The organism is Microcystis sp. M144S2, assembly GCF_020246065.1.
Taxonomy (GTDB): Bacteria; Cyanobacteriota; Cyanobacteriia; order Cyanobacteriales; family Microcystaceae; genus Microcystis; species Microcystis ichthyoblabe_A.
In genome coordinates this window covers 1-21,862 of sequence record NZ_JADBTR010000168.1, presented here as the reverse complement: position 1 = coordinate 21,862, position 21,862 = coordinate 1, and the positions used below count along the sequence as shown (strand labels likewise).

The 21,862-nt window shown below is 43.2% G+C and carries 21 protein-coding genes, 1 tRNA gene and 1 pseudogene; 13 read left to right on the top strand and 10 right to left on the bottom strand.

All coding sequences use genetic code 11. The features are described 5' to 3' along the window. Positions 1-618 (bottom strand): Uma2 family endonuclease (locus IM462_RS19320; protein WP_287704129.1); only part of this gene is annotated, 618 nt, incomplete at its 3' end. A 121-nt stretch (positions 619-739) separates the two neighbouring features. Here IM462_RS19320 and IM462_RS19315 point away from each other — a divergent pair. Continuing rightward, complete coding sequence (locus tag IM462_RS19315) at positions 740-1,933, top strand: NAD(P)/FAD-dependent oxidoreductase (RefSeq protein WP_287704131.1); 1,194 nt, start codon at positions 740-742, stop codon at positions 1,931-1,933. Between the two features lie 2 nt (positions 1,934-1,935). Here IM462_RS19315 and IM462_RS19310 read toward each other — a convergent pair whose 3' ends face one another. Then, the gene (locus IM462_RS19310; RefSeq protein WP_002732855.1) at positions 1,936-2,211 is read right to left on the bottom strand and encodes a hypothetical protein; all 276 of its coding nucleotides are present in this window, start codon (positions 2,209-2,211) and stop codon (positions 1,936-1,938) included. 301 nt (positions 2,212-2,512) lie between these two features. Here IM462_RS19310 and cysS point away from each other — a divergent pair, with 301 nt between their 5' ends. Continuing rightward, positions 2,513-3,955, top strand: a complete 1,443-nt coding sequence (cysS, locus tag IM462_RS19305) for a cysteine--tRNA ligase (protein ID WP_287704133.1) — start codon at positions 2,513-2,515, stop codon at positions 3,953-3,955. On the opposite strand, the gene IM462_RS19300 is transcribed toward cysS, so the two are convergent. Then, positions 3,938-5,467, bottom strand: coding sequence for a glycine betaine ABC transporter substrate-binding protein (locus IM462_RS19300; protein WP_287704135.1), 1,530 nt, complete (start codon positions 5,465-5,467; stop codon positions 3,938-3,940). The two genes, cysS and IM462_RS19300, sit on opposite strands and share 18 nt — an antisense overlap. Positions 5,468-5,585: 118 nt before the next feature. On the opposite strand from IM462_RS19300, the gene IM462_RS19295 reads away from it, so the two are divergent. After that, positions 5,586-6,590, top strand: a complete 1,005-nt coding sequence (locus IM462_RS19295; RefSeq protein ID WP_287704137.1) for a CHAD domain-containing protein — start codon at positions 5,586-5,588, stop codon at positions 6,588-6,590. Between the two features lie 12 nt (positions 6,591-6,602). Then, the gene (locus tag IM462_RS19290) at positions 6,603-8,036 is read left to right on the top strand and encodes a bifunctional orotidine-5'-phosphate decarboxylase/orotate phosphoribosyltransferase (protein WP_287704139.1); all 1,434 of its coding nucleotides are present in this window, start codon (positions 6,603-6,605) and stop codon (positions 8,034-8,036) included. A gap of 332 nt (positions 8,037-8,368) precedes the next feature. Here the strand turns inward: IM462_RS19290 and IM462_RS19285 are convergent, their stop codons facing one another. The 5 genes from IM462_RS19285 to carA all read right to left on the bottom strand — a co-directional run bounded on the left by IM462_RS19285 (position 8,369) and on the right by carA (position 11,681). After that, positions 8,369-8,665, bottom strand: a complete 297-nt coding sequence (locus IM462_RS19285) for a DUF1816 domain-containing protein (RefSeq protein WP_287656960.1) — start codon at positions 8,663-8,665, stop codon at positions 8,369-8,371. Between the two features lie 112 nt (positions 8,666-8,777). Next, a complete protein-coding gene (rlmB, locus tag IM462_RS19280; protein ID WP_287704141.1) occupies positions 8,778-9,644 on the bottom strand; it encodes a 23S rRNA (guanosine(2251)-2'-O)-methyltransferase RlmB in 867 nt (288 codons plus the stop codon). Positions 9,645-9,687: 43 nt separating this feature from the next. Continuing rightward, positions 9,688-10,104: a Mini-ribonuclease 3 gene (locus tag IM462_RS19275; RefSeq protein ID WP_002734315.1), complete on the bottom strand. Its 417-nt coding sequence runs from the start codon at positions 10,102-10,104 to the stop codon at positions 9,688-9,690. Between the two features lie 3 nt (positions 10,105-10,107). Further along, on the bottom strand, positions 10,108-10,458 hold the full coding sequence (locus IM462_RS19270) for an STAS domain-containing protein (protein WP_045360375.1): 351 nt from the start codon (positions 10,456-10,458) through the stop codon (positions 10,108-10,110). A gap of 74 nt (positions 10,459-10,532) precedes the next feature. Next, positions 10,533-11,681: a glutamine-hydrolyzing carbamoyl-phosphate synthase small subunit gene (gene carA / locus IM462_RS19265; RefSeq protein WP_287704143.1), complete on the bottom strand. Its 1,149-nt coding sequence runs from the start codon at positions 11,679-11,681 to the stop codon at positions 10,533-10,535. A gap of 197 nt (positions 11,682-11,878) precedes the next feature. On the opposite strand from carA, the gene IM462_RS19260 reads away from it, so the two are divergent. Next, positions 11,879-12,766, top strand: coding sequence for a helix-turn-helix domain-containing protein (locus IM462_RS19260; RefSeq protein WP_287704145.1), 888 nt, complete (start codon positions 11,879-11,881; stop codon positions 12,764-12,766). A 571-nt stretch (positions 12,767-13,337) separates the two neighbouring features. Then, positions 13,338-14,117 (top strand): pentapeptide repeat-containing protein, encoded by a 780-nt coding sequence (locus tag IM462_RS19255; RefSeq protein WP_287704147.1) that lies wholly within the window; start codon positions 13,338-13,340, stop codon positions 14,115-14,117. A gap of 251 nt (positions 14,118-14,368) precedes the next feature. Here the strand turns inward: IM462_RS19255 and IM462_RS19250 are convergent, their stop codons facing one another. Further along, the gene (locus IM462_RS19250) at positions 14,369-14,890 is read right to left on the bottom strand and encodes a hypothetical protein (RefSeq protein WP_287704149.1); all 522 of its coding nucleotides are present in this window, start codon (positions 14,888-14,890) and stop codon (positions 14,369-14,371) included. Positions 14,891-15,256: 366 nt separating this feature from the next. On the opposite strand from IM462_RS19250, the gene IM462_RS19245 reads away from it, so the two are divergent. From IM462_RS19245 to IM462_RS19235, 3 genes are read left to right on the top strand one after another with little or no spacing between them, the layout of a single operon-like run. Then, a complete protein-coding gene (locus IM462_RS19245; RefSeq protein WP_287704151.1) occupies positions 15,257-15,766 on the top strand; it encodes a hypothetical protein in 510 nt (169 codons plus the stop codon). Positions 15,767-15,810: 44 nt separating this feature from the next. Then, entirely contained in the window at positions 15,811-16,299 is a 489-nt protein-coding gene (locus IM462_RS19240) for a shikimate 5-dehydrogenase (RefSeq protein ID WP_287704153.1), read from the top strand. Positions 16,300-16,356: 57 nt separating this feature from the next. Beyond that, positions 16,357-17,898 (top strand): protein kinase domain-containing protein, encoded by a 1,542-nt coding sequence (locus tag IM462_RS19235; RefSeq protein WP_287704155.1) that lies wholly within the window; start codon positions 16,357-16,359, stop codon positions 17,896-17,898. Between the two features lie 49 nt (positions 17,899-17,947). Here IM462_RS19235 and trhO read toward each other — a convergent pair whose 3' ends face one another. Further along, the gene (gene trhO, locus IM462_RS19230) at positions 17,948-18,760 is read right to left on the bottom strand and encodes an oxygen-dependent tRNA uridine(34) hydroxylase TrhO (protein ID WP_287704157.1); all 813 of its coding nucleotides are present in this window, start codon (positions 18,758-18,760) and stop codon (positions 17,948-17,950) included. A gap of 77 nt (positions 18,761-18,837) precedes the next feature. Between trhO and IM462_RS19225 the strand changes: the two genes are divergently transcribed. The 4 genes and pseudogenes from IM462_RS19225 to IM462_RS19210 all read left to right on the top strand — a co-directional run. After that, a tRNA-Ala gene (locus tag IM462_RS19225) sits at positions 18,838-18,910 on the top strand. A 173-nt stretch (positions 18,911-19,083) separates the two neighbouring features. Next, the gene (gene recO, locus IM462_RS19220) at positions 19,084-19,863 is read left to right on the top strand and encodes a DNA repair protein RecO (protein WP_287704159.1); all 780 of its coding nucleotides are present in this window, start codon (positions 19,084-19,086) and stop codon (positions 19,861-19,863) included. A gap of 22 nt (positions 19,864-19,885) precedes the next feature. Continuing rightward, positions 19,886-21,376, top strand: a complete 1,491-nt coding sequence (locus IM462_RS19215; RefSeq protein WP_287704161.1) for an MFS transporter — start codon at positions 19,886-19,888, stop codon at positions 21,374-21,376. A gap of 105 nt (positions 21,377-21,481) precedes the next feature. Then, positions 21,482-21,736: pseudogene (locus tag IM462_RS19210) on the top strand (hypothetical protein); the annotation flags it as partial. Positions 21,737-21,862 lie beyond the last annotated feature (126 nt).

The window sequence follows — 21,862 nt, the reverse complement described above, 5'->3', positions numbered from 1 at the left end:
CCAACGTCCCACCTGACTTTGATCTCTGGTGCGTGCCTGTTGTAAAGCTGACTCTAAAACCGCAAGTTTTAAATTAGGTAAAACCTTTGATATATCAATTCTTTTGCTACCTCGATCGATTATTTCAAAAGCGAATATTTGAGGATCATCTACCTTAACACTCCAGTATTCACTAACCCCTAATTCTTCGTAGAGTAAGCGTTTATTACCTAAGTCATCATTGAGGGTAGATTTTGAGATTTCAATGACTAAATCTGGTGGAGGATACTGATTTAAATCAATAATCGAAGTCCCATTTGGTATCAGATTCGCTTTCTCTCCTAGATAGTAAGATATATCTGGCTGCACTTCTCTAATTCCTCTTTTACGATAAGAACAAGTGGGGAGTCCTTGAAAAGGAATTTCTTTGAGGATAGCGTAGAGACTCACCCCCAAAAAGACAACATGATGATCTCTAGCGTGTTCAAATCCAATAGGAGTCATTTCTAATCGATAATAGCCATTGTAATAATAACTTTTTCCTTGATTCTCTGGGAAGTTTTTAATTGCTTCTAAGTATTCTTCCCAACTAGCTTTAATCCATCGGTCAGTTATCCCCCTAGTTTCTAACTGTTGCATAGTTATCCAGTCCCGCTTTGAACTTTTTCTATAATTATAGCAATTATTGATCAAATCAGAACTAGGGAACCGAGCAAGTATAATGATAGAATAGATTAATTGAGAAAAAATAAGCCCAATTATGACCACAACTTATGATTATATAATTATCGGTGGTGGTATCACCGGTTCCGCCTTAAGCTATGAACTAGCCAATCTAGGCAGTCGAGTCCTCTTATTAGAAAAAGAAACCCATCCCCTCAACGCCACTTTCTACAGTTACGGGGGTTTAGCCTATTGGTCGGCCACCACAGAAATCCAGAGAAAATTATATCAAGAAGGTCGAGAAATTCAGCGCAATTTATCCCAGGAATTGGGCATAGATAACGAATACCGGGACCTAGAGTTAATTCTCACCGTTAACCCCGAAGATGATCCAGCCGCTGTGGCCGAAAAATTTGCTATCTTTGCTATTACCCCCGAAATTCTCGATCCGCAGGCAGCGATCGCTTTAGAACCTCTATTAAATCCCGCAGCTATCTCCGGAGTTTTACGACTGCCCCACGGTCACATCAACGCCGAAAAAACTAATCTTGCCTATCAACAAGCTTTTCTGCGTCTGGGAGGCACGATTATTCGGGAAGCTGTCATCGAATTAATTGAAACTGCATCGAGAATTACCGGCGTAAAAACTCCTAAAAATAATTATTCTGCTGGGGAAACTATCGTCTGTGCGGGGGGATTAACCCGGTCTTTACTGCAAAAATCCGGTATTGCTGCTCCCGTCTATTTTACCCATGCCCAGGTGATCAAAATTCCCCCCACTGAGATCAAATTAAACACCCTAGTTATGCCCGCAATTCCTGCCAGATTGATATTAGAGCAAAAAATCACCCAACTAGAAAAGCAGGGCATTTGGCAGAGAGAAACCCCAGAAATAATTGCCAGTGTTTTAGAAACGGGAGCGGTACAATTCCGGGATCAAAGTCTTTATCTAGGGCAAATTAGCGCCATTATCACCGATCCAGGCGCGATTTTAAACCCTGTGGCGGGGGAAAAAGCAATACGCGCCGCCGTGGGGACATTGCTGCCCTCTTTAGCCTCTCTCCCCGGCAGCTGTCATCATTGCCTAGTGGCCTTTGCCCCCTCGGGACGGCCTCTAGTGGGAGCGATCGCCGATAAACTGGGATTGCAGGTATTTTCTGGTTTTACCAGTACGCTTGTATCGGCTCCGCCCCTAGCCCGACGTTTTGCGCGTCATCTGCTGGGGGAAAATGACGAGATAATTACTAATTTACAAAAGTTAAGAGAGAAATTAACTGATGGTTGCAATTAATCCTAATCGACTTTTTCCAACTGCCAAAGAATTTGGTTTCCCTCGCGTCTGACCCGGGAGATTACCCAATTTCGCCACGGCCAATGGTCGCCGCGACTGGTAACAGCCCCTGGATTAATATCCATTAAATCGGCCACTTCGGCACTGGTAATCAAATAACCGCGATTGGCCACTTCATCGGCAATGCGTAGGGTTTCGATCAGATGTCTTAGCTGGTCAACTCTTTCTCCCCGGGGTAATTGGATTTCATCGCCAGCGCTATTAGGTGGTTCATTCATGGTGATGGTCTGGTCAAAGTTGATTAACAATAAAAATTGTCGGTTAAGGCAAACAATCAAGCTTTCCTCTCGTTATTCTATCGATTCTATCAATAATAGTTGTCATCAAAACAGTCCTATCTCCTTGAATCTTACCGTTACATCTTTACTAAAACCCTAAAAACCTCTTGACAAAAAACACAAAATATAGTAAGGAAATTCAGGGAACGAGGAAAGTGGTTAGCGGTAACTGATAACTGATCACTGATAACTGCTATAAAATTGGACTAGCCTTTTTCCCCAGAAAAAAAATTCCCCCTCCATGACCTTAATCCTCTACAACACCCTCAGTCGTCGCGAAGAACCCTTTACCCCCCTCATCCCCGGCATTGTCTCCATGTATTGCTGCGGCATTACCGTCTATGATTATTGCCATTTGGGTCATGCGCGCACCTGTGTGGTTTGGGATGTGGTGCGGCGTTATTTAGAGTATCTCGGTTATAAAGTGCGCTATATTCAGAATTTCACCGATATTGACGATAAAATTCTCAATCGGGCTAAAAATGAACATACCACCATGGCAGCCGTGGCCGAGAGATTTATCGAGGCCTACTTTGAGGATATGGCAAAATTGGGAGTCAGACCGGCGGACGCTTATCCCCGGGCCACTCATACCCTCGACGGTATCAAGCGCCTAGTCTATGAATTAGAACAAAAAGGCTATGCTTACCCCAGCGATGGCGATGTTTACTACTCCGTCCGTCGTTTTTCCGATTATGGCAAACTATCAGGGCGAAAACTGGATGATCTGCAAGCCGGGGCCAGCGGCCGGGTAGAAACCGACGACCCGGAAGCAATTAAAAAACAAGACCCCTTTGATTTTGCCCTCTGGAAAGGGGCAAAACCGGGGGAACCTAGTTGGGATTCTCCCTGGGGTCAAGGTCGTCCGGGGTGGCATATTGAATGTTCGGCCATGGTCAAAGAACAATTGGGAGAAACTATCGATATTCATGTGGGGGGAAGTGATCTAATTTTTCCCCACCACGAAAACGAAATCGCCCAAAGTGAAGCGGCTACGGGTAAACCTCTGGCCCACTATTGGTTACATAATGGCATGGTCAAGGTGGCAGGGGAAAAAATGTCGAAATCCCTCGGTAATTTCATCACTATTCGCGAGTTATTGGCAAAATATGACCCCTTAGCCGTGAGATTATTAATTTTAGGCGCCCAATACCGCAAACCGATCGATTTTTCCGATGAGGGATTGCAGGCGGCCACTAATGGCTGGCATACTTTACAAGAGGGTTTATCCTTTGGTTATAAGCATCTTCCGCCCGATAATCCCAGAATTACCGACCAAGAGCTAGAAAATCGCTTTCAAGAGGCGGTAAATCACGATTTTAACTTTGCCGGTGGTTTAGCGGTGTTATTTGAAATCGCTAAGGAATTACGCAAGGAGGGTAATAATTTAACCCATGCGGGTAAGACAGACAGCAATCTCGCCCAATTAGCGGTAAAATGGCATACTTTGGTGAAATTGTCTAGGGTTTTGGGCTTAGAAATGGCCGCTGACCAGAGGGAAACCCCTGTTTCTGAGGGAATTAGTGCAGCGGATATCGAAAATCTGATCCAACAACGGACAGAGGCAAAAAAAGCGAAAAATTACGCCGAAAGCGATCGCATTCGCGCGGAATTAAAAGCCCAAGGCATTACTTTAATCGACCAACCCGGGGGAGTGACTAAATGGTTAAGAGAGGGAGACTAGAAATTCTTTGACCACTTCCTCCACTTTGCGATCGCGTCCATCCACCTGATAGTTTAATTTCTGCATAGCTGTGGAGGTAATTTTGCCAGTGAGTTTCGCTAAAACCTGTCGCAATTGCGGATATTTTCGCAAACTATCCCGGTTAAAAATCGGTACCGCTTCGTAGGGAGGAAAATAGCGTTGATCATCTTCTAGGATGACTAAATCTAGCACGGGAATTAAGCCATCGGTGGAATTTCCCGCCACTAAATCCACTTGTTTTTCGGCTAAAGCGCGGTACATTAACCCTAAATCCATCACTTTTGGGGGTCGGGCAAAATTTAGCCCGTAGGTCTTCGCTAATCCCTTATAACCGTCTTCCCTTTCCAAAAATTCATAACCAAAACCCGCTTGCCAATTGGGGGTATATTTAGCCACCTGCGAGAGAGTTTTAAGATTGTATTGACTGGCGGTTTCTCCCCGGATAACAATGGCGAAAGTATTCTCAAATCCTAAACTGGGAAAGACTTCTAGATTAAATTTTTCCGGATAAATCTCTTGCACCTTTTCAAAGACTAATCGGGCATCGTTAAGGGGTTTTTCTTGCAAAATTCCCGTGAAAGCCGTGCCAGAATACTCCACATAACCATCGATTTTACCCGCTTTCACCGCTTCATGACAGATCAGAGTACCACCGAGATTAAATTGACGCTCAACCCGTAAATTCGTCTCTTTTTCGATTTCCTGTGCCAAAATTTCCCCTAAAATCACCTGTTCGGTAAAATTTTTGGAACCGATCACCACTGTGCCGGGGGATGAATGGAAAATTTGAGTCAAGAGGAAAGATAGCAAGGCCAACCCAATTAAACCTAAGCCCCATTGCCATTTAGAGGGCTTTTTCGGTCGTTGCGAAGGGGAAAAGGTCTTTTCTAGCCGACCGAGACTCCAATCGGCAACAAGGGCTAAAAAAGCGGCAGGAATTGCCCCCGCCAAAATTAACTGATTGTTGACCGTGGCAATACCGCGAAAAATAAACACTCCCAAACCACCGCCACCGATGGCAGCTGCGATCGTAGCCACACCGATAGCAATCACCGTGGCAATTCTCACTCCTGCCAAAATTGTCGCCCTGGCCAGGGGTAATTCGATATAGCGCAGGATTTGACCGTCGGTCATGCCTAGGGATAACCCCGCTAATTTTAATTCGGGATCAACTTTTTTGATGCCCAGATAGGTATTTAAAACAATTGGCAGTAAAGTATAGAGAGTTAGGGCAACAATAGCGGGAATTTTGCCGATTCCTCCCAAAAAAGGCACGGAAATTAAAAAACCAAATAGGGCTAAACTGGGGATAGTCTGTAGGGTGTTAACGATCGCTATAATTGGTGGGGCGAGAATAGCTTGACGACTAATCAAAATACCTAGAGGAATCCCGATTAAGCTACCCATAGCCATGGCTATTCCCGTCAAGAAAAGATGCTCTCCTGTGCGAAAAGCGATTTCCCCCGCATAATCTAGCCAAAAACTATCCATAAACTTCTCTTAAAGCTGCTGCTTCATCCTATTGTGTAGAATAAATGGGATCTATTAGTTCCAGTCTTTATTTAAAGATTCTATCATCATCTTGACATTATTTCCTCCCTAAAGACAAATGACTAACAAATTTAATCCTCGGGCTAAAACTGTGGCCGATTGGGCCTATATCGGTATTGATAAACATTTTCATAAAGTTCTTAAACATGAAGCTGGGGTTTTACTCGATCAGGATACGGAAGAATTACATCAAATTCGTGTGGGAATGCGTCGTCTTCGCAGTACCTTAACCGGTTTTGCCCCCGCTTTAACCATGCCGAAATATGCCGATCAAAAACGGGTGGGTAATCTGGGCAGAATTTTAGGAGAATTGCGGGATTTAGATGTGTTAAAAGAGGCTTTTATCGGTCATTATCAGCCAATTTTACCCCCGAAAGAACAGGATTTACTGAAGAAAGTTTTACAAGTTCTCGAACAACAAAGAAAAAAGGCATTTGCTAAGGTAGAAAAGCTGTTAAAGTCCGATAAATTTCTCAATTTTAAGGCAGATTTTGCCAGTTGGTTGGATAATCCCACCTATCAACCGATAGGAAAATTAGATATTGCCACGGTTTTACCAGACTTATTATTACCGCAAGCGAGTCGCTTTTTACTGCACGAAGGCTGGTTAGTTGGGGTAAATTTAGAGGAAGATCAAAAAGTAAGAGAGTTTTCTAGTCAAGAAATTGATGACTTATTGGAAAAGGAAGGATTATTACTGCATGATCTTCGCAAAGAAGCCAAGCGTTCCCGCTATAATATGGAGTTATTTACTCAGTTTTATGGCGACAAATATCAAGAGTACCTAGAAGATATTAAAAACCTTCAAAGTATTCTCGGAGAAATGCAGGATTGTTGTGTTCTCTCGGATTTTCTTAGCCAAATTTTCCCCAATTGTCTCGCCAAGGAAATGCCCACCTTACTCGAAATTTTCCGAAATATCCGTCACCAAAAATGGCAAGAATGGCAACCCTTACAAAAGAAATTCCTTGACGCTGACACCAGAAAAAGTCTGCACCAGACAATTTTACAGCCTATTTTTCGGCCAAATAGTGTAGAATTAGAGACTAATCCAGAATCCTGAGATTAGGAACCGATGAATTTTTTTCAAAAGTTAAACCACGCCATTAGTCAAAACCAGACTCTACTTGTCCTCGGTTTAGATGCTAACCCCGAAATGATGCCCTCCACCCCGGGAGAATTAATCGTTAATTTGGAACGGTGGCTCAAGTTTATTATCGATGAAACTGCCCCTTTTGTCTGTGCCTACAAACCAACTTTAGGCTTTTATCAAGCTTTGGGAGCGGCAGGGTTAGAATTATTACAGCGAGTTTTAACGGCAATTCCCCCTCATATCCCGGTAATTTTGGATGCTAAACACGGCGATATTAATACTAGCAGTGTTTTAGCCGAGACTATCTTTAAAACTTGGCAGGTGGACGCGGTTACTCTCAATCCCTACTCCGGACAGGATCACGTTGCTCCTTTTTTAGTTTACCCCGAGCATGGCGCTTTTATCCTCTGTCATACTTCCAATCAAGGCGCGATTAATCTGCAAGAATTTCCCAGTCGCGACAATCCTTTTTATCTGCAAGTTGTCAAAGAAGCTTGCACTTGGGGAACTCCCGAACAAGTATTTTTAGAAGTGGGAACCACTCAACCAGAGATATTGAAAAAGATTCGCAATTTTGCTCCCGAAAGATTGATTTTATTACGCAGTATTTGGGAAGAAAAAAGTAAATTCTCCGAGTTAATTACTGTGGGTTTAAATAGTCATGGCGAGGGTTTATTAATTCCTGTACCCCAAGACTTTTTATCTCAACCAGATTTGGGAACAAAAGTCAAGGATTTACGAGAGGAAGTCAACAAAATTCAACAAAATCACCAGCAAGAATCGAGCCAAGATGAGACTTGGACTGCTAACGTTTGTCTTTTAAAACAACATCCTCATCAGGATTTAATTCTACAATTATTTGATATTGGCTGCTTGATGTTTGGCGACTATGTGCAAGCATCGGGAGAAACTTTTTCCTATTATATCGATCTGAGAAAAATTATCTCTAATCCTAATATTTTTCAGCAGGTAATTGAAGCCTATGGAGAAATATTAAAAACCTTGACATTTGACCGCATTTCTGGTATCCCCTACGGTTCTTTACCTACAGCTACGGGTTTATCTTTATTATTAAATCATCCGATGATTTTCCCCCGCAAAGAAGTAAAAGCTCACGGCACAAGAAGAGTAATTGAAGGTAATTTTCAAGTGGGGGAAACGGTGGTAGTGGTGGACGATATTTTAATTTCTGGCAAAAGTGCGATCGAAGGGGCAGAAAAGATTAAATCGGCGGGATTATTAGTTAATGATATCGTGGTTTTTATCGACCATGGTGGCCCCGTTAAAGATAAACTTCGTAGCCATGGTTATCAAGCTTATTCGGTTTTAACCCTAGCAGAAATTACCGATACTCTCTACGAAGCGGGAAGACTGACAGAAGCAGAATATAGCTGTTTTTTAAATCGATCCCATTGATATTTAGGGTTTGCGGCAAAAAGTAGGGGCGAAGCATTCGGATAGAATATCTAGGGTTTCACCGATAGGTTATTGCCCGAATGCTTCGCCCCTACAGGACGCGGGCCGATGAAGAGGCCAGGTTTTGAACCACGATTCTCTCAAAATCTTGCACCTGTGGGAGCGAAACAGAACCCTAAAACCCTTACCTCGTCTATATTTCACATTTATTCAGCAAGCTCTACTTAGTTTCTAGCCTTCTTTTTCGGTAGGAGAATCGCCGAATCCTTTCTTGGAGCCTTTTGCCTGTTGCCTTCAGAAGCTGATTACTGATTACTGATCACTGAAAATTGTTAAGAAGCTTGACTGCGTAATACCTTTAGGGTATTCAGGAGCTTGCTTTCTTCCTTTTCCTCAAAAATAGTTAAATCTTCGGGTTTACAACGTTTTATATGCAATTTAATCCCCTGCGCTCCTTCTGTTTTCAAATCTTCTTCGTAACCAGCTTGAGCGACTTCAGCCTCGTCTTTAGCGAGAAAAGGACCGAAATAATAAGTACATCTGGGATAGTCGGTTTTAATCTCGACCCAGTAGGCTAATCCGAACATTTCCAGTAAGCTAATCAAAAATTCTTTCATTTCGTTCCCCATCTAAATCTACTCTGGTGGTTTTGTTACGTTTGTTTACATTTCGCAAACTTCCTTCCTATTCTATTTATACTTTCTCCTTTTGGCTATTGGGAGTGTCAAAAAATACAGATTTTCAATCGGGGGAATTTTGCCAGCGTTGCCGGTAAACCTCGTAAAGAGCCATAGCCGCCGCCACCGAAGCATTGAGACTGGGGGTTTTGCCTGCCAAGGGGATAGATACCAACTCATCGCAGGACTTTTGGGTTAACAGACTCAAACCCTCTCCCTCCGAACCTACCACCAATCCTATCGCACCCGTTAAATTGATTGTGTGTAAGGATTTACCACTTTTTGCCGCCGCGCCGTAGAGCCAAAAACCCGCCGCTTTTAATTCTTCTAAAGCACGATTGAGATTAACCACCCTGGCCACAGGTAAATATTCCAAGGCCCCCGCCGCCACTTTCATCACCGTCGATGTCACCCCAGCGGCGCGACGTTGGGGAATAACCACCCCCTGACAACCCATAGCTTCGGCGGTGCGAATAATTGCCCCGAGGTTATGGGGATCCGTAATACCTTCAGCGATGACGATGACGGGGTGGCGACTTCTGCCCTTAGCTTTTTCGATCAGATCGGCTAATTCGATATAATCATAGGGAGACATCTGGGCGGCGATCCCCTGATGATTGGCCTTACTGGTAATCTGATCGAGACGCAGATCGTCCACCTCATCAATTACCGTGCCGTTGGCTTTGGCCTTTTCCAAAAGGGTATGATAACGGGGATCGTAACGGAGTCGATTGACCACCCAAATCCGATTCAGTTGGCGCTCCTCTTCCATGGCTGTTAAAACCACCCGGCGACCGTAGAGCAGATCATCAGCTTCTTGGTTTTCTGGAGTTACTGCTGGGGATTTAGCCAGAATTGGCCCGGTTTTTGGCCGCGAGGGCCGGCGAGAATTACGATTATCGGACTTGTCACGAAATGGTCGATCGCTCATGGTTGCATGGATTAAGAGTAAAGTCGGGAATCTTCCCTGAGGGCTATAATTCTAGTTTTTCTAATAGTTGATGTAATCTTGAGGGGTCTTGCAGATAAAGATAGCCGAACAGGGTTTCTAAACTGCTGGCCTGCTGATAGACTTGGGCTGTCAGACGACGGCGTTTTCCCGTGACCGCATTGCGTCCCCGGCGCAGAATTTCTTTTTCTTGGTCCGTCAGATAGGGCTGCAGTTGTGCTAAATCTAAAGCCTGTTGTTCGGCCCTGACTTTGCCCACCACCTGAGCGTGATAGTCCCCGAGACGCTGGGGCGGCAGTAAATAATAGGTGCGGATGTATAATTCATAAACAGCATCCCCCAGATAGGCCAGAGAAGCAGGCGATAATCGGTCAAGACCCTCTAGGATTGGTGAACCCTGGCCACTGACCTGTAAGCGAAGTTTTTCGAGAGGAGATTCCACGATTTACGCTTTTTCTAGATATTCGATCGCCGCTTCCAGGGTGGGTTGCAGGGAAAAAAACTTCTCCAATCGCACCAGTTTTACGGTTTGAGTTACCCGGGGATTGGTAACAATTTGTAAACTGCCCCCTTCGGTTTTGGCCTTTTTCACCAATTTTACTAAAGCCCCTAAACCGGAGCTATCGATAAAATCAATCTGAGCGAGGCTAATAATCACATCCTTGGGACCTTCCTCCACATAGCCTTCGATCACCTTACAAAAAGTCGGTTCGGAAAAGGCATCTAAAAGACCCGTCAAACGGAAAATTTGGTACTTATCTCTGACCTCACGCGTGCCTCGCAAGCTGACAGTCAAGTTAATTGCTTCTGGAATAATCGCCTCCTAGCCCTAGGGCCGTAAAAATCAAAACCCTAGTATATCCTAAAAATTTACGACCGATCCTTTTTTGCTTGCCGCATTAAATCAACAAATTTGCCAAACAGATAATCGGCATCGTGGGGGCCAGGACTGGCCTCGGGGTGGTATTGTACCGAGAAAAAGGGCAAAGACTTGTGTTTTAAACCCGCTACGGTGCGATCATTGAGGTTGAGATGGGTAATCTCCACTTGCGGATTTAAAGATGCTTCCTGCACGGCAAAACCGTGATTCTGACTGGTAATTTCCACCTGTTGCTGCAGTCCACAGGGTTGATTTAACCCGCGATGGCCAAATTTTAGTTTAAAGGTTTCTGCTCCCAGGGATAGCCCTAAAATTTGATGACCCATACAGATGCCAAAAGTGGGTTTTTCCCCTTGCAAAAGTTGCTTGGCTAGGGCAATTCCTTCGGTGACAGCCGCCGGATCTCCCGGTCCGTTAGAAAAGAAAATACCATCGGGATTATAGGCGGCGATTTTTTCCGGGGGAGTGTCAGCGGGAACCACGATCACCCGACAACCGTAGCTGGCTAAACGCCGGAGAATATTGCGTTTGATGCCAAAATCGATCGCCACCACCGTTAACGGTTCTTGATCCCTATCAATTGGCGCAAATTCCCAAGCGGACGGGGTGGGAGTCGTCCACTCGTACACTTCCTTGGTGGTTACTTCCTTAACGAGATTTAACCCGGCCATACTGGGGGCCGCCTGCACCAACCGCAGTAAATCATGATAATCGAGTATTTCCGTAGAAATTGCCCCATTCATCGCCCCAACCGAGCGAATTTTGCGGGTCAGAGACCGGGTATCGATGCCATAGATGCCAATAACATGATGAGCGGCCAGATAATCCGGTAGGGATTGGCTAGAACGCCAATTACTGGGCCGGTGGCAGATATTTTTGGCGATCGCTCCTTTCACCTGGGGACGAATTGACTCCTCATCCTCGGAGTTAACCCCCGTATTTCCCAATTCCGGATAGGTAAAAGTGACGATTTGACCAGCATAACTGGGATCGGTGAGAACTTCCTGATAACCGGTCATCCCCGTGTTAAAGACAACTTCGCCGACGGTGGTTCCCTTGGCCCCGAAGGAATAACCCTCGTAAACCGTACCATCGGCCAGAACTAATAAGGCTTTTTGACTAGCAGCACTTGATATCATCGTCAATTTTTTAATCTTGAGTAGTGGTGAGAAACAGAAGTCAAGGATAGACTAGAACAGGGACTAGAAAACGAATTGCTTAGTTTTAATTGGCTAGAGCGTTTTATGATTAAGAGTACGTCCGCTCAAAGACAACAGCTTTCCCTGACTAGCCATCGGCAAAATCCTATCGCTTAAAAAATAACTATATAAGTAATATGAGTCCAAGAAAACTGACTGATGCCACGAAAAAAGAAATTCTTAAGCTTTATCGGGAAACGGAGGCCACCACTTCCACGTTAGCCGAGCGTTATGGAGTGAGTAGTTCTACGGTCAGTCGTTTTCTCAAAAATTCTTTTTCTGGCGAGGAATACGAGCAGTTAATCCAGAAAAAACGCTTGGCCCGTAGTCCTCGTGGCCTCGATGAGGAGGAAGCAGCAGCGGATTTACCGGAAAAAGCGATCGAGGTGATTAGTTTTCGGGCAGCCCACATCGCAGCTAAGGATGAGCAGGCTTTTCAGCAACCGATCGCTGTTGTGGAACAATTAACCCTGTTAATGGATACCTCTTACCCGCCAGAAGCGGATAATTCGGAAGAAACAGAAATTAATGGCGATAAACCCCTAGAAAACGCTAATTTAAACGAGTTTTTCGTCGAAGCTATCGAGGAAGAGGAGGAGGAAGATGAGCTTGACGAGGATTGGGATGAAGAGGAGGATGAAGATGAAGATGAAGATGAGGAGGAGGGGGAACTAGCGGGCAGCTATTTAGGCCCGACTATCGTTAAAACCGCCCAATTACAGATATTACCCCTCTCGGCGGCGGCTTTTCCCAAAACCTGTTACTTGGTGATTGATCGCGCTGCCGAATTAATCACCCGTCCCCTCAAGGATTTTGCCGAATTGGGTAAGGTTCCCCCTCAGGAAATCCAGCAGCGCACTCTCCCCATCTTTGAAAGTCATCGCATCGCTCGTCGTTTCTCCAAGCGCAAGGAAAAAGTGATTAAAGTTCCCGACGGTCGCCTGATCGAAAAAGCTCACGCTCAACTGGAAGCTAAAGGGATCACCCGTCTGCTCATGGATGGTCGTATCTACGCTTTAGAGTAGGGAATTAGCGGGTTAGCAGGGGGTAGGGTGTGGGGTGTGGGGTGTAGGGTGTGGGGTGTGGGGTGTGGGGTGTGGGGTGTGGGGTGTGGGGTGTGGGCTTCGGCCGTGAGCTCAGCCGAACGGGTGTAGGGTGTGGGGTGTGGGGTGTTGGAAGAATAAATAGAAATAATCTCCTGTCTCCTGACTCCTGACTCCTGACTCCTGAATACTGAATACTGACTCCTGACTCCTGACTCAAGGCTGACGGCTGACGGCTAAAAAGCTGAATAATCGAGTTTGAACAATAGATAAGTTTTTTAACAAGAGTAGTTTTAGATACTAATTACCCGATGGACTGGGGTAGAATTGGGGAAAACCAGTCAAACTGTTTTAGCCAAGCTATTTAACTATGATTAAAATTAACTTGCTGTTCCGGTTATCTTCTCTTAAAAAATCGATAAAAAACTTTACATAAACTCAAAAGAGAGGCTCGTAAATTTCTCATCTAAAAGCTTAGTGAGTTATCAGACAAAGTTTTTAGGCACTTTTGTTGATTACTTCTTAACCACCATCTTAAAGTAGAAGAAGGGAGATGAAAGTTAATCAGTTACTAAGACTCTACGAACAAGGAGAGCGGGATTTTTTAGGCATTGACTTGATGAGTCTAGACCTACAACAAGTGACTCTGATTGCTGTCAATTTTGCGGCGGCCAATTTGCGCGGAACTAATTTGAGTCGCTCTTTTCTGACTAAATCAAATCTACGGGGAGCGAGTTTGAATTGGGCGAATTTAACCTATGCCAAATTAAGTCAAGCGCAATTAGTGGAAGCGGACTTAACCAAAGCTAATCTCACCGGGGCCTTTATGGTACAGGCAAACCTGCGTAACTCGCGATTAAGTGGGGCGGCTCTTTCCCATGCTAATCTCCGGGGGGCGAATTTATGCGGGGCGAATTTATGTGGGGCGAATTTATACTTAGTTAATCTCTTGGAGGCAACCCTAGATAAAGTCAATCTCAATTGGGCTAATTTGCAAGAGGCGCGGTTAAGTGGCGCTAAATGTCGTCAGATTTCCGCAAGGGAAGCCAATTTTAGCGGCTCTTTTCTTAAAGAGGTGGACTTTCAGGGGGCTAATTTAGAAAGGGCTAATTTTAGCGAGGCACGTCTGACGGGTAGTGATTTACGCGGGGCCAATTTAGCGGGTGCTAATCTAGCGGGAGCTCGTCTACAAGAGGTAAATCTACAGGGAGCGGACTTGAGGGGTGCTAACTTGACGGGGACTTGTTTTGAGAGCGTCACCGGTTGGACAGAAACCGCCCAAGAAGATGATATTTTTCCCCTAGACTGGTTTCAGCCTCGTTTTGCCACTTAGGGTTTGCGGCAAAAAGTTTTTCGTGGGGGCAGAGTGTGGGGTGTGGGGTGTGGGGTGTAGGGTTTTACCGATTTTGAGGTAGTCAGTTACCTAATTTTCAGGGAAAAAGTACCTGAATTTTACCCCCGATCCCTCCAATGGCCGGCACTTTTTGAGGTCAAAAAAGTCTAAAAGCCTTATCCAACAAGGTTTTTAGATTTATTCAGCAACCCCTACATATATCTGCCGAAAGCCCATCCTTTTCCTATCAATTAACGATTAGCTGGAGTGGTTAATCTTTGCTTAGGAATGGGGATTGGGGGAGCATTATTCGGCTCATCCTCGAAGGGTAAAGCAGGGGGAGGAGTGGTAGCGGTGGGAGATGGTGCTGGAGATGGACTGGGATTAACGGCAGCGGGGGGACTTTTCGGGGTGACGACGGGTGCGGGAGAGCTAAAACCAAGGAGAGCTTTGCCAAAGGGAAAAACATTAGCCCAGCGTTGAATATTAGGGTTGCCAAACCAATCTTGACGGGATACCTTCACCGAGAGGAGAGGTGCGATCGCCCCTGATTTTTCGGCCGTTATCAATAAATCAATTTTATTAATACCCTGTTGTTGATTAAAACGACTGATGATAGTTTTCTCGGCTAATTGCGATGCTCTAGTCAATAATCCTTCGTAGGATTCTCCCTGTTGAACTGCGATGGGAAGATTAACAGTGGATTGAGCAAAAACCACATCAACGGCGATAATTCCCGTCAGCAGCGTTAAAACAGTAATAGACTTGTACATAGGACAGACGGTTAAACAGGCACTCCCTCGCTAGGGTCGGGATCTTCCCTGTTAGAGTTCCCTGATCGCTTTCTTAAATTACCATGACCGCTCTCTGGCCACAATTGAAATTTTTCGGTAGCGAAATCGTCCTTAGTCCCTAGTAATAGGCAATAGGGGAATAATTGGGGCTGGCTGAATAAATCTAAAAACTTTGTTGGATAATATCTTTAGGCTTTTTTAAATCAAAAAGTGACAGCCATTGGAGTAATCGGGGGGAAAATTCAGGTACTTTTTTCCTGAACATGGGTAAAACCCCACACCAACGAAAAACTTTTTTAGTATAACCTAATTATATTTGGCTATATCGACCAGAGGTTGTTAATTATGACACAAACTAGCGAAACCGTTACCTATTCCCTTGAATCTGTCCTAAAAGAAATTAAAGATAGTATTAAAGAGGTTAATCAGAAAATTGACTCTCTCCAAAGAGATATGGGTCAGAAAATAGATTCCTTTCAGAGAGATGTGGATCAAAAATTTGACACCCTGCAAAGAGATGTGGATCAGAAAATCGACAATCTCCAAAGAGATATGGATCAAAAATTTGACAGTCTCCAAAGAGATATGGATCAAAAATTTGACAGTCTCCAAAAAGACGTTAATGATTTAAAGGTGGAAGTCACGGAAATCAAGGGAGATATTAAAACTCTTGATCAGAAAGTCGAAACAATGGATAAACGACTAGAAAAAGTTGAAGATAGTTATACAATCCTAGTTAAAGATATTGCTGACTTGAAAGGGTTTAAATCCCTGATTATCCCCATGGTTGTGGCTTTTTTAAGTGCCGTGGTCACTTTAGGATTGCGTGGCTTTTTTCTTGGTAATAAACCTTAATTTTTTATTTCAAGAAAGTAGTTATCTGTAAGAGGGTTTTAATTATGACACAAACTAGCGAAACCGTTACCTATTCTCTCGAATCTGTCCTGACAAGGATCGAGAGTAAAATCGACAATCTCCAAAGAGATGTTAATCAAAAATTTGACAGTCTCCAAAGAGATGTGGATCAGAAAATTGACAGTCTTCAAAGAGATGTAGATCAGAAAATCGACAATCTCCAAAGAGATATGGATCAAAAATTTGACAGTCTCCAAAAAGATGTTAATCAAAAATTTGACACCCTGCAAAGAGATGTTAATGATTTAAAGGTGGAAGTCACGGAAATCAAGGGAGATATTAAAACTCTTGATCAGAAAGTCGAAACAATGGATAAACGACTGGAAAAAGTCGAAGATAGTTATGCAATCCTAGTTAAAGATATTGCGGACTTGAAAGGGTTTAAATCTCTGATTATCCCCATGGTTGTGGCTTTTTTAAGTGCCGTGGTCACTTTGGGATTGCGCGGCTTTTTTCTTGGCAATAAACCCTAAATTTATCAAGGAATATTGTTATCATCAAGTTTATTTTTTACTCTACCAATAAAATCTATGAGTTTTTGTATTAATCCTCATTGTCCCAAACCGAAAAGTATCACGGAGAGTCGTTACTGTCAATCCTGCGGTTCCGACTTGCTTTTAAATGGTAAATATCGAGTCACAAATTTATTGAGTGCCAAAGGTGGATTTGGTAATACCTATGAAGTGATAGATGAGCGTAAAATACCCAAAGTATTAAAAGTTCTTACCTACGATTCCAGCAAAGCTATTGATTTATTTCAACAGGAAGCCAATCTTTTAAAACAATTAAATCACCCCGGTATTCCCAAAGGAGAAAACTATTTTATTTATCATCCCCGGGAGAGTCAAACTGCTTTACACTGTTTAGTTATGGAAAAAATTGCCGGTATTGACTTAGAAGAACATCAAAAACAAAGAGGATTTAAACCGATTGATTATAATCTCGCTTTGGATTGGTTAACTCAGTTAGCTAATATTCTCCACGAAGTTCATAAACATAAATTCTATCATCGTGATATCAAACCCTCTAATATTATCTTAAAACCCGATGGTCAATTAGTTTTAATTGATTTTGGAGCAGCGCGACAAGTCACTAAAACCGTCCTAGCAGGAGGGAAAAATACAGGAATTTATACCCCTGGATATGCTCCTCCTGAACAATCTCGTGGTCACTCTGTCCCCCAATCAGACTTTTATGCTTTGGGCAAAACTTTCGTCTTTTTGTTAACCGGTAAAGAACCCAGTGATCCGAAAATTTATAATATTAATACAAATGAATTTAACTGGCGTAAATATGCCTCAAATATCCCTTCTCGATTAGCAGATTTTATCGATAATTTAATGGCAGAAAAACCTATTGATCGACCTAAAGATACCAAAACTTTGCTAAAAATTATTACCGATATTAAAGCTAATCTCCATCAAACTAAAAAAACTAAAAATTCTCCTCCCGAAAAAACTCAAGTTATTCTTATTCGGAATTCTGTATCTATTCCCGATTTACTTTCTTCCAGTTATGCTGGGTTTTGGCTCCGTTTAAAAGCTTCTTTAATTGATTCTTTTATCGTTATTATTATCGCCGCTTTATTAGGTGGTTATATCTGTTTTCGCTTACAACAATGGTCAACTTTTCAAGATTTAAATCTTAATTTTGATATTCCCAAAGAAATCTGGGTTTACTATGCCGCAGGATTAAGTGCAGCTGGAACAACAATTATAGGTTTTGCTTTATTTATAGCGGCAATTATCTATAATATTCAAGCCAAACTTAACTTTACTCACGAACATATTGCCATTCTGACTGCTCTTGGTTTAGGAATAGTTATTAAATGGTTATATTATGTTTTCTTAGAATATCTTTTTAAAGCCACTATTGGTAAAATGTTTTTTGATTTATCCGTCACCGATAGCCAAGGAAAACGCATATCTTTTGCAAGAGCCAATCGCCGCTACTTACTAAAATTTATCTCCACTGCTCCCTTATATTTGGGCTTTTTACTGGCAGCCTGGACAAAGAAAAAACGCGCCCTTCATGACATGATTTCTGGTACACAAATCCGCAAGAAAAAGTAACCAGATACTATAAAAGTAGGGAGATGAGAGCGGTTAAGATAGGAGAAAATTAACTACAATAGGGACAAGATATTCCTGCTCGGTAATTGGGGGATTGTTTATCTTTTTCATCGATGGGATGACCGCAAGCGGGACACATTTCATAATGTCCTACCTCTAGATTAGCTGTTAGGGCCACTCTTTGATCGAAAACAAAACATTCTCCTTGCCAAAGACTCTGATCGGGACTAACTTCTTCTAAGTATTTCAAAATACCTCCCTCTAGCTGATAAACTTGAGAAAAGCCTTGATTTAATAAAAAAGCTGCCGCCTTTTCACAGCGAATTCCCCCCGTACAAAAAAGAGCTATTTTTTTATCGTTAATACTATCAAAATTGTCGTGAATATACTCGGGAAATTGGCGAAAATGCTGGATTTCTGGGTTAAGCGCTCCCGCAAAAGTACCGATCGCCACTTCATAATTATTACGCGTATCGATAACTACCACGTCCGGCTCTTTCAGCAATTGGTTCCACTCTTCAGTTTTGAGATGAATTCCTGTTTTTTCGAGAGGATTAGCCTTGGGTTGACCGAAAGTCACAATTTCCTTTTTTAAGCGAATTTTTAAGCGTTGAAAGGGCAAATAATCACAAACAGACTCTTTCACCTCTAGATTAGCTAAACGAGTATCGGTTTTTAACCAACTAATCACCTCGGCGATCGCTTGACGGTTCCCGGCGATCGTTGCATTAATCCCCTCGGCTGCCAGAAGAATAGTTCCTTTAATTCCTCTTTCTTGGCAGTATTTTTGTATTTCTGGCTGTTTTTGACGATAATCTGACAAAGCCACAAACTGGTAAAAAGTGGCGACTAGATAAGACATGGCAGGCAAGGGAAAAATTAACTTGTAATATTTTTCACTATAGGTTATAATAACGAGAGTGTCTCAAAAACCAGATCGGGGGTTTAGCTCAGTTGGTAGAGCGCCTGCTTTGCAAGCAGGATGTCAGCGGTTCGAGTCCGCTAACCTCCATAGTTTCCCTTTTGCCTAGTGATTGGCTCAAGTCTTTTTGAGGAGACAATTAGCTAGGGTTTGCCGAAAAAGTTTTTTGTGGGGGCAGGGTGTAGGGTGTAGGGTTGAGAGGGAGTCGTCTCGGAGTCTCCCGAAAACTTCCTACCTCACCATTAAGATAACTGCTATCAATAATGTCTCGTACCTATCAAGCTACTGGAATCAATCTGCAAGGAATGGCCTTCGGAGAAGCCGATCGCCTCTTAACTATTTTGACCGCCGAATATGGTTTAATTAGAGCCATCGCTCCTGGTGCGCGCAAGTATAAATCTTCCCTACGGGGTAGAAGCGAACTATTTGTGGTCAATAATCTGTTAATAGTCGCAGGAAAATCCCTAGATAAGGTCGTTCAAGCTGAAACTATCGAATCTTATCCCAAATTAAGTCAAAATCTCGCCAAACTCACCGTTAGCCAATACCTCTGTGAACTGGTTTTGGCGATCGCACTGAGCGAACAACCCCAGAGGGAATTATACGAATTAATCTGCAGCCATCTGGCCAGAATTGAAGTCCTCGACGAAAATCAGTACATACTTCCCTACCTTTGTCAAGCAATTTTTCATTTCTTAATAATTGCCGGCTTAGTGCCGCAAGTCCATAACTGCCTGTTGACGGGAAAAGCTTTAATTGGGGACAATTGCCTAGGATTTAGTTTCGAGGCAGGGGGAATAATAGATCTAGCTGCCCTCACAGAAACAATCAACCCGCCCAAAATCGATAGTAAACTGACGCCGCAAGAACTGCAATTACTGCAATGCTTAGGAAAACCCGATTTTCCCCCAGAAGAAAACCCTGCCTCAGAACTAGCTTGGATTAACCTCGATCGCCTGCTGCGCCGCTATACTCAATATCATCTGGGAAAAACTTTTCGCTCCTCGGCATTAGTTGAGGGTTTATCTCCCTTAGAATTTTAAACAGATAGCAAAAATCATCATAATGCAACTGTTTGACTCAGAAACTAGCGACGCTAATTCTAGCGACTCCTCCACTCCTGTTTTTAATTCTTCCGATTCCTCACCGAGGCAATCCGACGCAGAAACCATGAACCGCTTGCCTAAACGTGCGCCCAAATCCAATCCTAGTCAGGGTTTTGCCCCAGTGCTAAAAAACCCGCGCTTTCTCACTCTCTGGGCGGGGGGGATTTTTTCCCAATTAGCGGATAAATTCTATTTAGTCCTGATGATCTCCCTAATTGCCACCCATTACCAAAAAGCCGATCAGTCGATTAGTGGCTGGGTATCGGCGATAATGATTGCTAATACAATTCCGGCGGTGTTAGTGGGTTCGGTGGCGGGTGTATATGTTGATAGATGGTTAAAAAAACAAGTTTTAGTTATTTCTAACCTTTTACGCGGGGCTTTTGTCCTCCTCATTCCCCTATTATTATGGTTAGTGCGCGAGCAAACTTTAGCCGTTCCCCTCGGTTGGTTGCCTGACGGTTTAAGAAATTGGCATTACCGGCTACAAGGAGAATTTAATTTACCCTTCGGTTTTTTCCTGTTGTTAGTCATTACTTTTCTTGTCTCCACCTTAACCCAATTTTTTGCCCCCGCCGAACAATCTACCCTGCCATTAGTGGTAAAACGTCGTCATCTTCTACCGGCTAATTCCCTCAACACTTTAACCACCATGGCGGTATTAATTATCGGTTTTGCCATCGGTGAACCTCTATTAGCTTTTGCTGATAGCATTTTCGGCACGAGAGCCGGACAATTTGATATTGGCAAAGTGATGATTGTCGGTGCTTTTTATATAATTGCCGGTTTAATTCTAATTATCCTGCGAACTAACGAAAAATATGTTATTCCTACCGCAGAACAGCCCCATGTTTGGGAAGATATCCGCGACGGCATTCGTTACCTCAACAAAAATCATAAAGTTCGTAACGCTCTGATTCAGTTAGTCATCTTATTCTGTATTTTTGCCGCTCTATCAGTATTAGCCGTCAGTATGGCGGAAAAACTACCCGGGTTAAAAGCTTCTCAATTCGGCTTTTTATTAGCCTCCTGTGGTGCAGGAATGGCAGTTAGTGCGATTACTTTGGGTTATTGGGGCCAAAAATTCTCCCACACCCAATTAAGTCTCTGGGGTTCCCTGGGTATGGCGGCAGCTTTAATCGGTTTATCTCTAGCCACAAAGAGTTTAATTTTAGCCTTCGCTATGACCGCTTTATTAGGGATTTTTGCCGCTTTAGTCGGGGTTCCCATGCAAACTACCCTACAGGCAGATACACCCCCCGAAATGCGCGGTAAAGTCTTTGGTTTAGAAAACAATGCCGTTAATATTGCCCTCTCTTTACCCTTAGCTGTCGCGGGTATCGCCGAAACTCAATTCGGACTCCGACCAGTATTATTAGCTTTAGCAGTTATGGCAGTTATCGGCGGCGGTTTTACTTGGTATGTTTCTCGCAATTTATCTAAAGATTAGCGAAACTTTTCAGTTAGGAGTTAGGAGTCAGGAGTTAGGAGTCAGGAGTCAGGAGATTGAATAGAAAACGGGTTTCTTGAAGAAACCCGTTTTCTGGATCACCCTATTGCCGAGAAAGAGCGAGCCAAAGTTAAAGCGGAATGTCTGCGCTTGTTAATTACTTTAAGGTTAGATCCTGCGAGAATGCAATTAATTTTTGGATTCATTGATACTTATCTCAATCTAAATCCGGTCGAAGAGATACAATTCCAAGAAGAGATTAGCACATTTAGTCAACCCGTACAGGAGGGAGTTATGCAAATTACCACCAGTTGGATGCGTCAAGGTATCGAACAAGGTATCGAACAAGGTATTGAACGCGAAAAGACATTAGATCTCTTGCATAAGTCTAGACAAAATAGGATAAAATAGTCCAAGAGTTAAGATTGAAAGATGACTTACGAACAAGTAAAAACTTTAAAGCCAACAGAGTTCAAACGCTTGTGT

What these genes read in the sequence shown, in the direction of transcription:
- IM462_RS19310 (WP_002732855.1), bottom strand. Translation starts at nt 2,211, where the DNA reads ATGAATGAACCACCTAATAGCGCTGGCGATGAAATCCAATTACCCCGG.
- IM462_RS19315 (WP_287704131.1), top strand. Translation starts at nt 740, where the DNA reads ATGACCACAACTTATGATTATATAATTATCGGTGGTGGTATCACCGGT.
- IM462_RS19245 (WP_287704151.1), top strand. Translation starts at nt 15,257, where the DNA reads ATGACACAAACTAGCGAAACCGTTACCTATTCCCTTGAATCTGTCCTA.
- trhO (WP_287704157.1), bottom strand. Translation starts at nt 18,760, where the DNA reads ATGTCTTATCTAGTCGCCACTTTTTACCAGTTTGTGGCTTTGTCAGAT.
- IM462_RS19255 (WP_287704147.1), top strand. Translation starts at nt 13,338, where the DNA reads ATGAAAGTTAATCAGTTACTAAGACTCTACGAACAAGGAGAGCGGGAT.
- rlmB (WP_287704141.1), bottom strand. Translation starts at nt 9,644, where the DNA reads ATGAGCGATCGACCATTTCGTGACAAGTCCGATAATCGTAATTCTCGC.
- cysS (WP_287704133.1), top strand. Translation starts at nt 2,513, where the DNA reads ATGACCTTAATCCTCTACAACACCCTCAGTCGTCGCGAAGAACCCTTT.
- IM462_RS19215 (WP_287704161.1), top strand. Translation starts at nt 19,886, where the DNA reads ATGCAACTGTTTGACTCAGAAACTAGCGACGCTAATTCTAGCGACTCC.
- IM462_RS19295 (WP_287704137.1), top strand. Translation starts at nt 5,586, where the DNA reads ATGACTAACAAATTTAATCCTCGGGCTAAAACTGTGGCCGATTGGGCC.
- IM462_RS19260 (WP_287704145.1), top strand. Translation starts at nt 11,879, where the DNA reads ATGAGTCCAAGAAAACTGACTGATGCCACGAAAAAAGAAATTCTTAAG.
- IM462_RS19235 (WP_287704155.1), top strand. Translation starts at nt 16,357, where the DNA reads ATGAGTTTTTGTATTAATCCTCATTGTCCCAAACCGAAAAGTATCACG.
- carA (WP_287704143.1), bottom strand. Translation starts at nt 11,681, where the DNA reads ATGATATCAAGTGCTGCTAGTCAAAAAGCCTTATTAGTTCTGGCCGAT.
- recO (WP_287704159.1), top strand. Translation starts at nt 19,084, where the DNA reads ATGTCTCGTACCTATCAAGCTACTGGAATCAATCTGCAAGGAATGGCC.
- IM462_RS19290 (WP_287704139.1), top strand. Translation starts at nt 6,603, where the DNA reads ATGAATTTTTTTCAAAAGTTAAACCACGCCATTAGTCAAAACCAGACT.
- IM462_RS19285 (WP_287656960.1), bottom strand. Translation starts at nt 8,665, where the DNA reads ATGGGGAACGAAATGAAAGAATTTTTGATTAGCTTACTGGAAATGTTC.
- IM462_RS19240 (WP_287704153.1), top strand. Translation starts at nt 15,811, where the DNA reads ATGACACAAACTAGCGAAACCGTTACCTATTCTCTCGAATCTGTCCTG.
- IM462_RS19300 (WP_287704135.1), bottom strand. Translation starts at nt 5,467, where the DNA reads ATGGATAGTTTTTGGCTAGATTATGCGGGGGAAATCGCTTTTCGCACA.
- IM462_RS19250 (WP_287704149.1), bottom strand. Translation starts at nt 14,890, where the DNA reads ATGTACAAGTCTATTACTGTTTTAACGCTGCTGACGGGAATTATCGCC.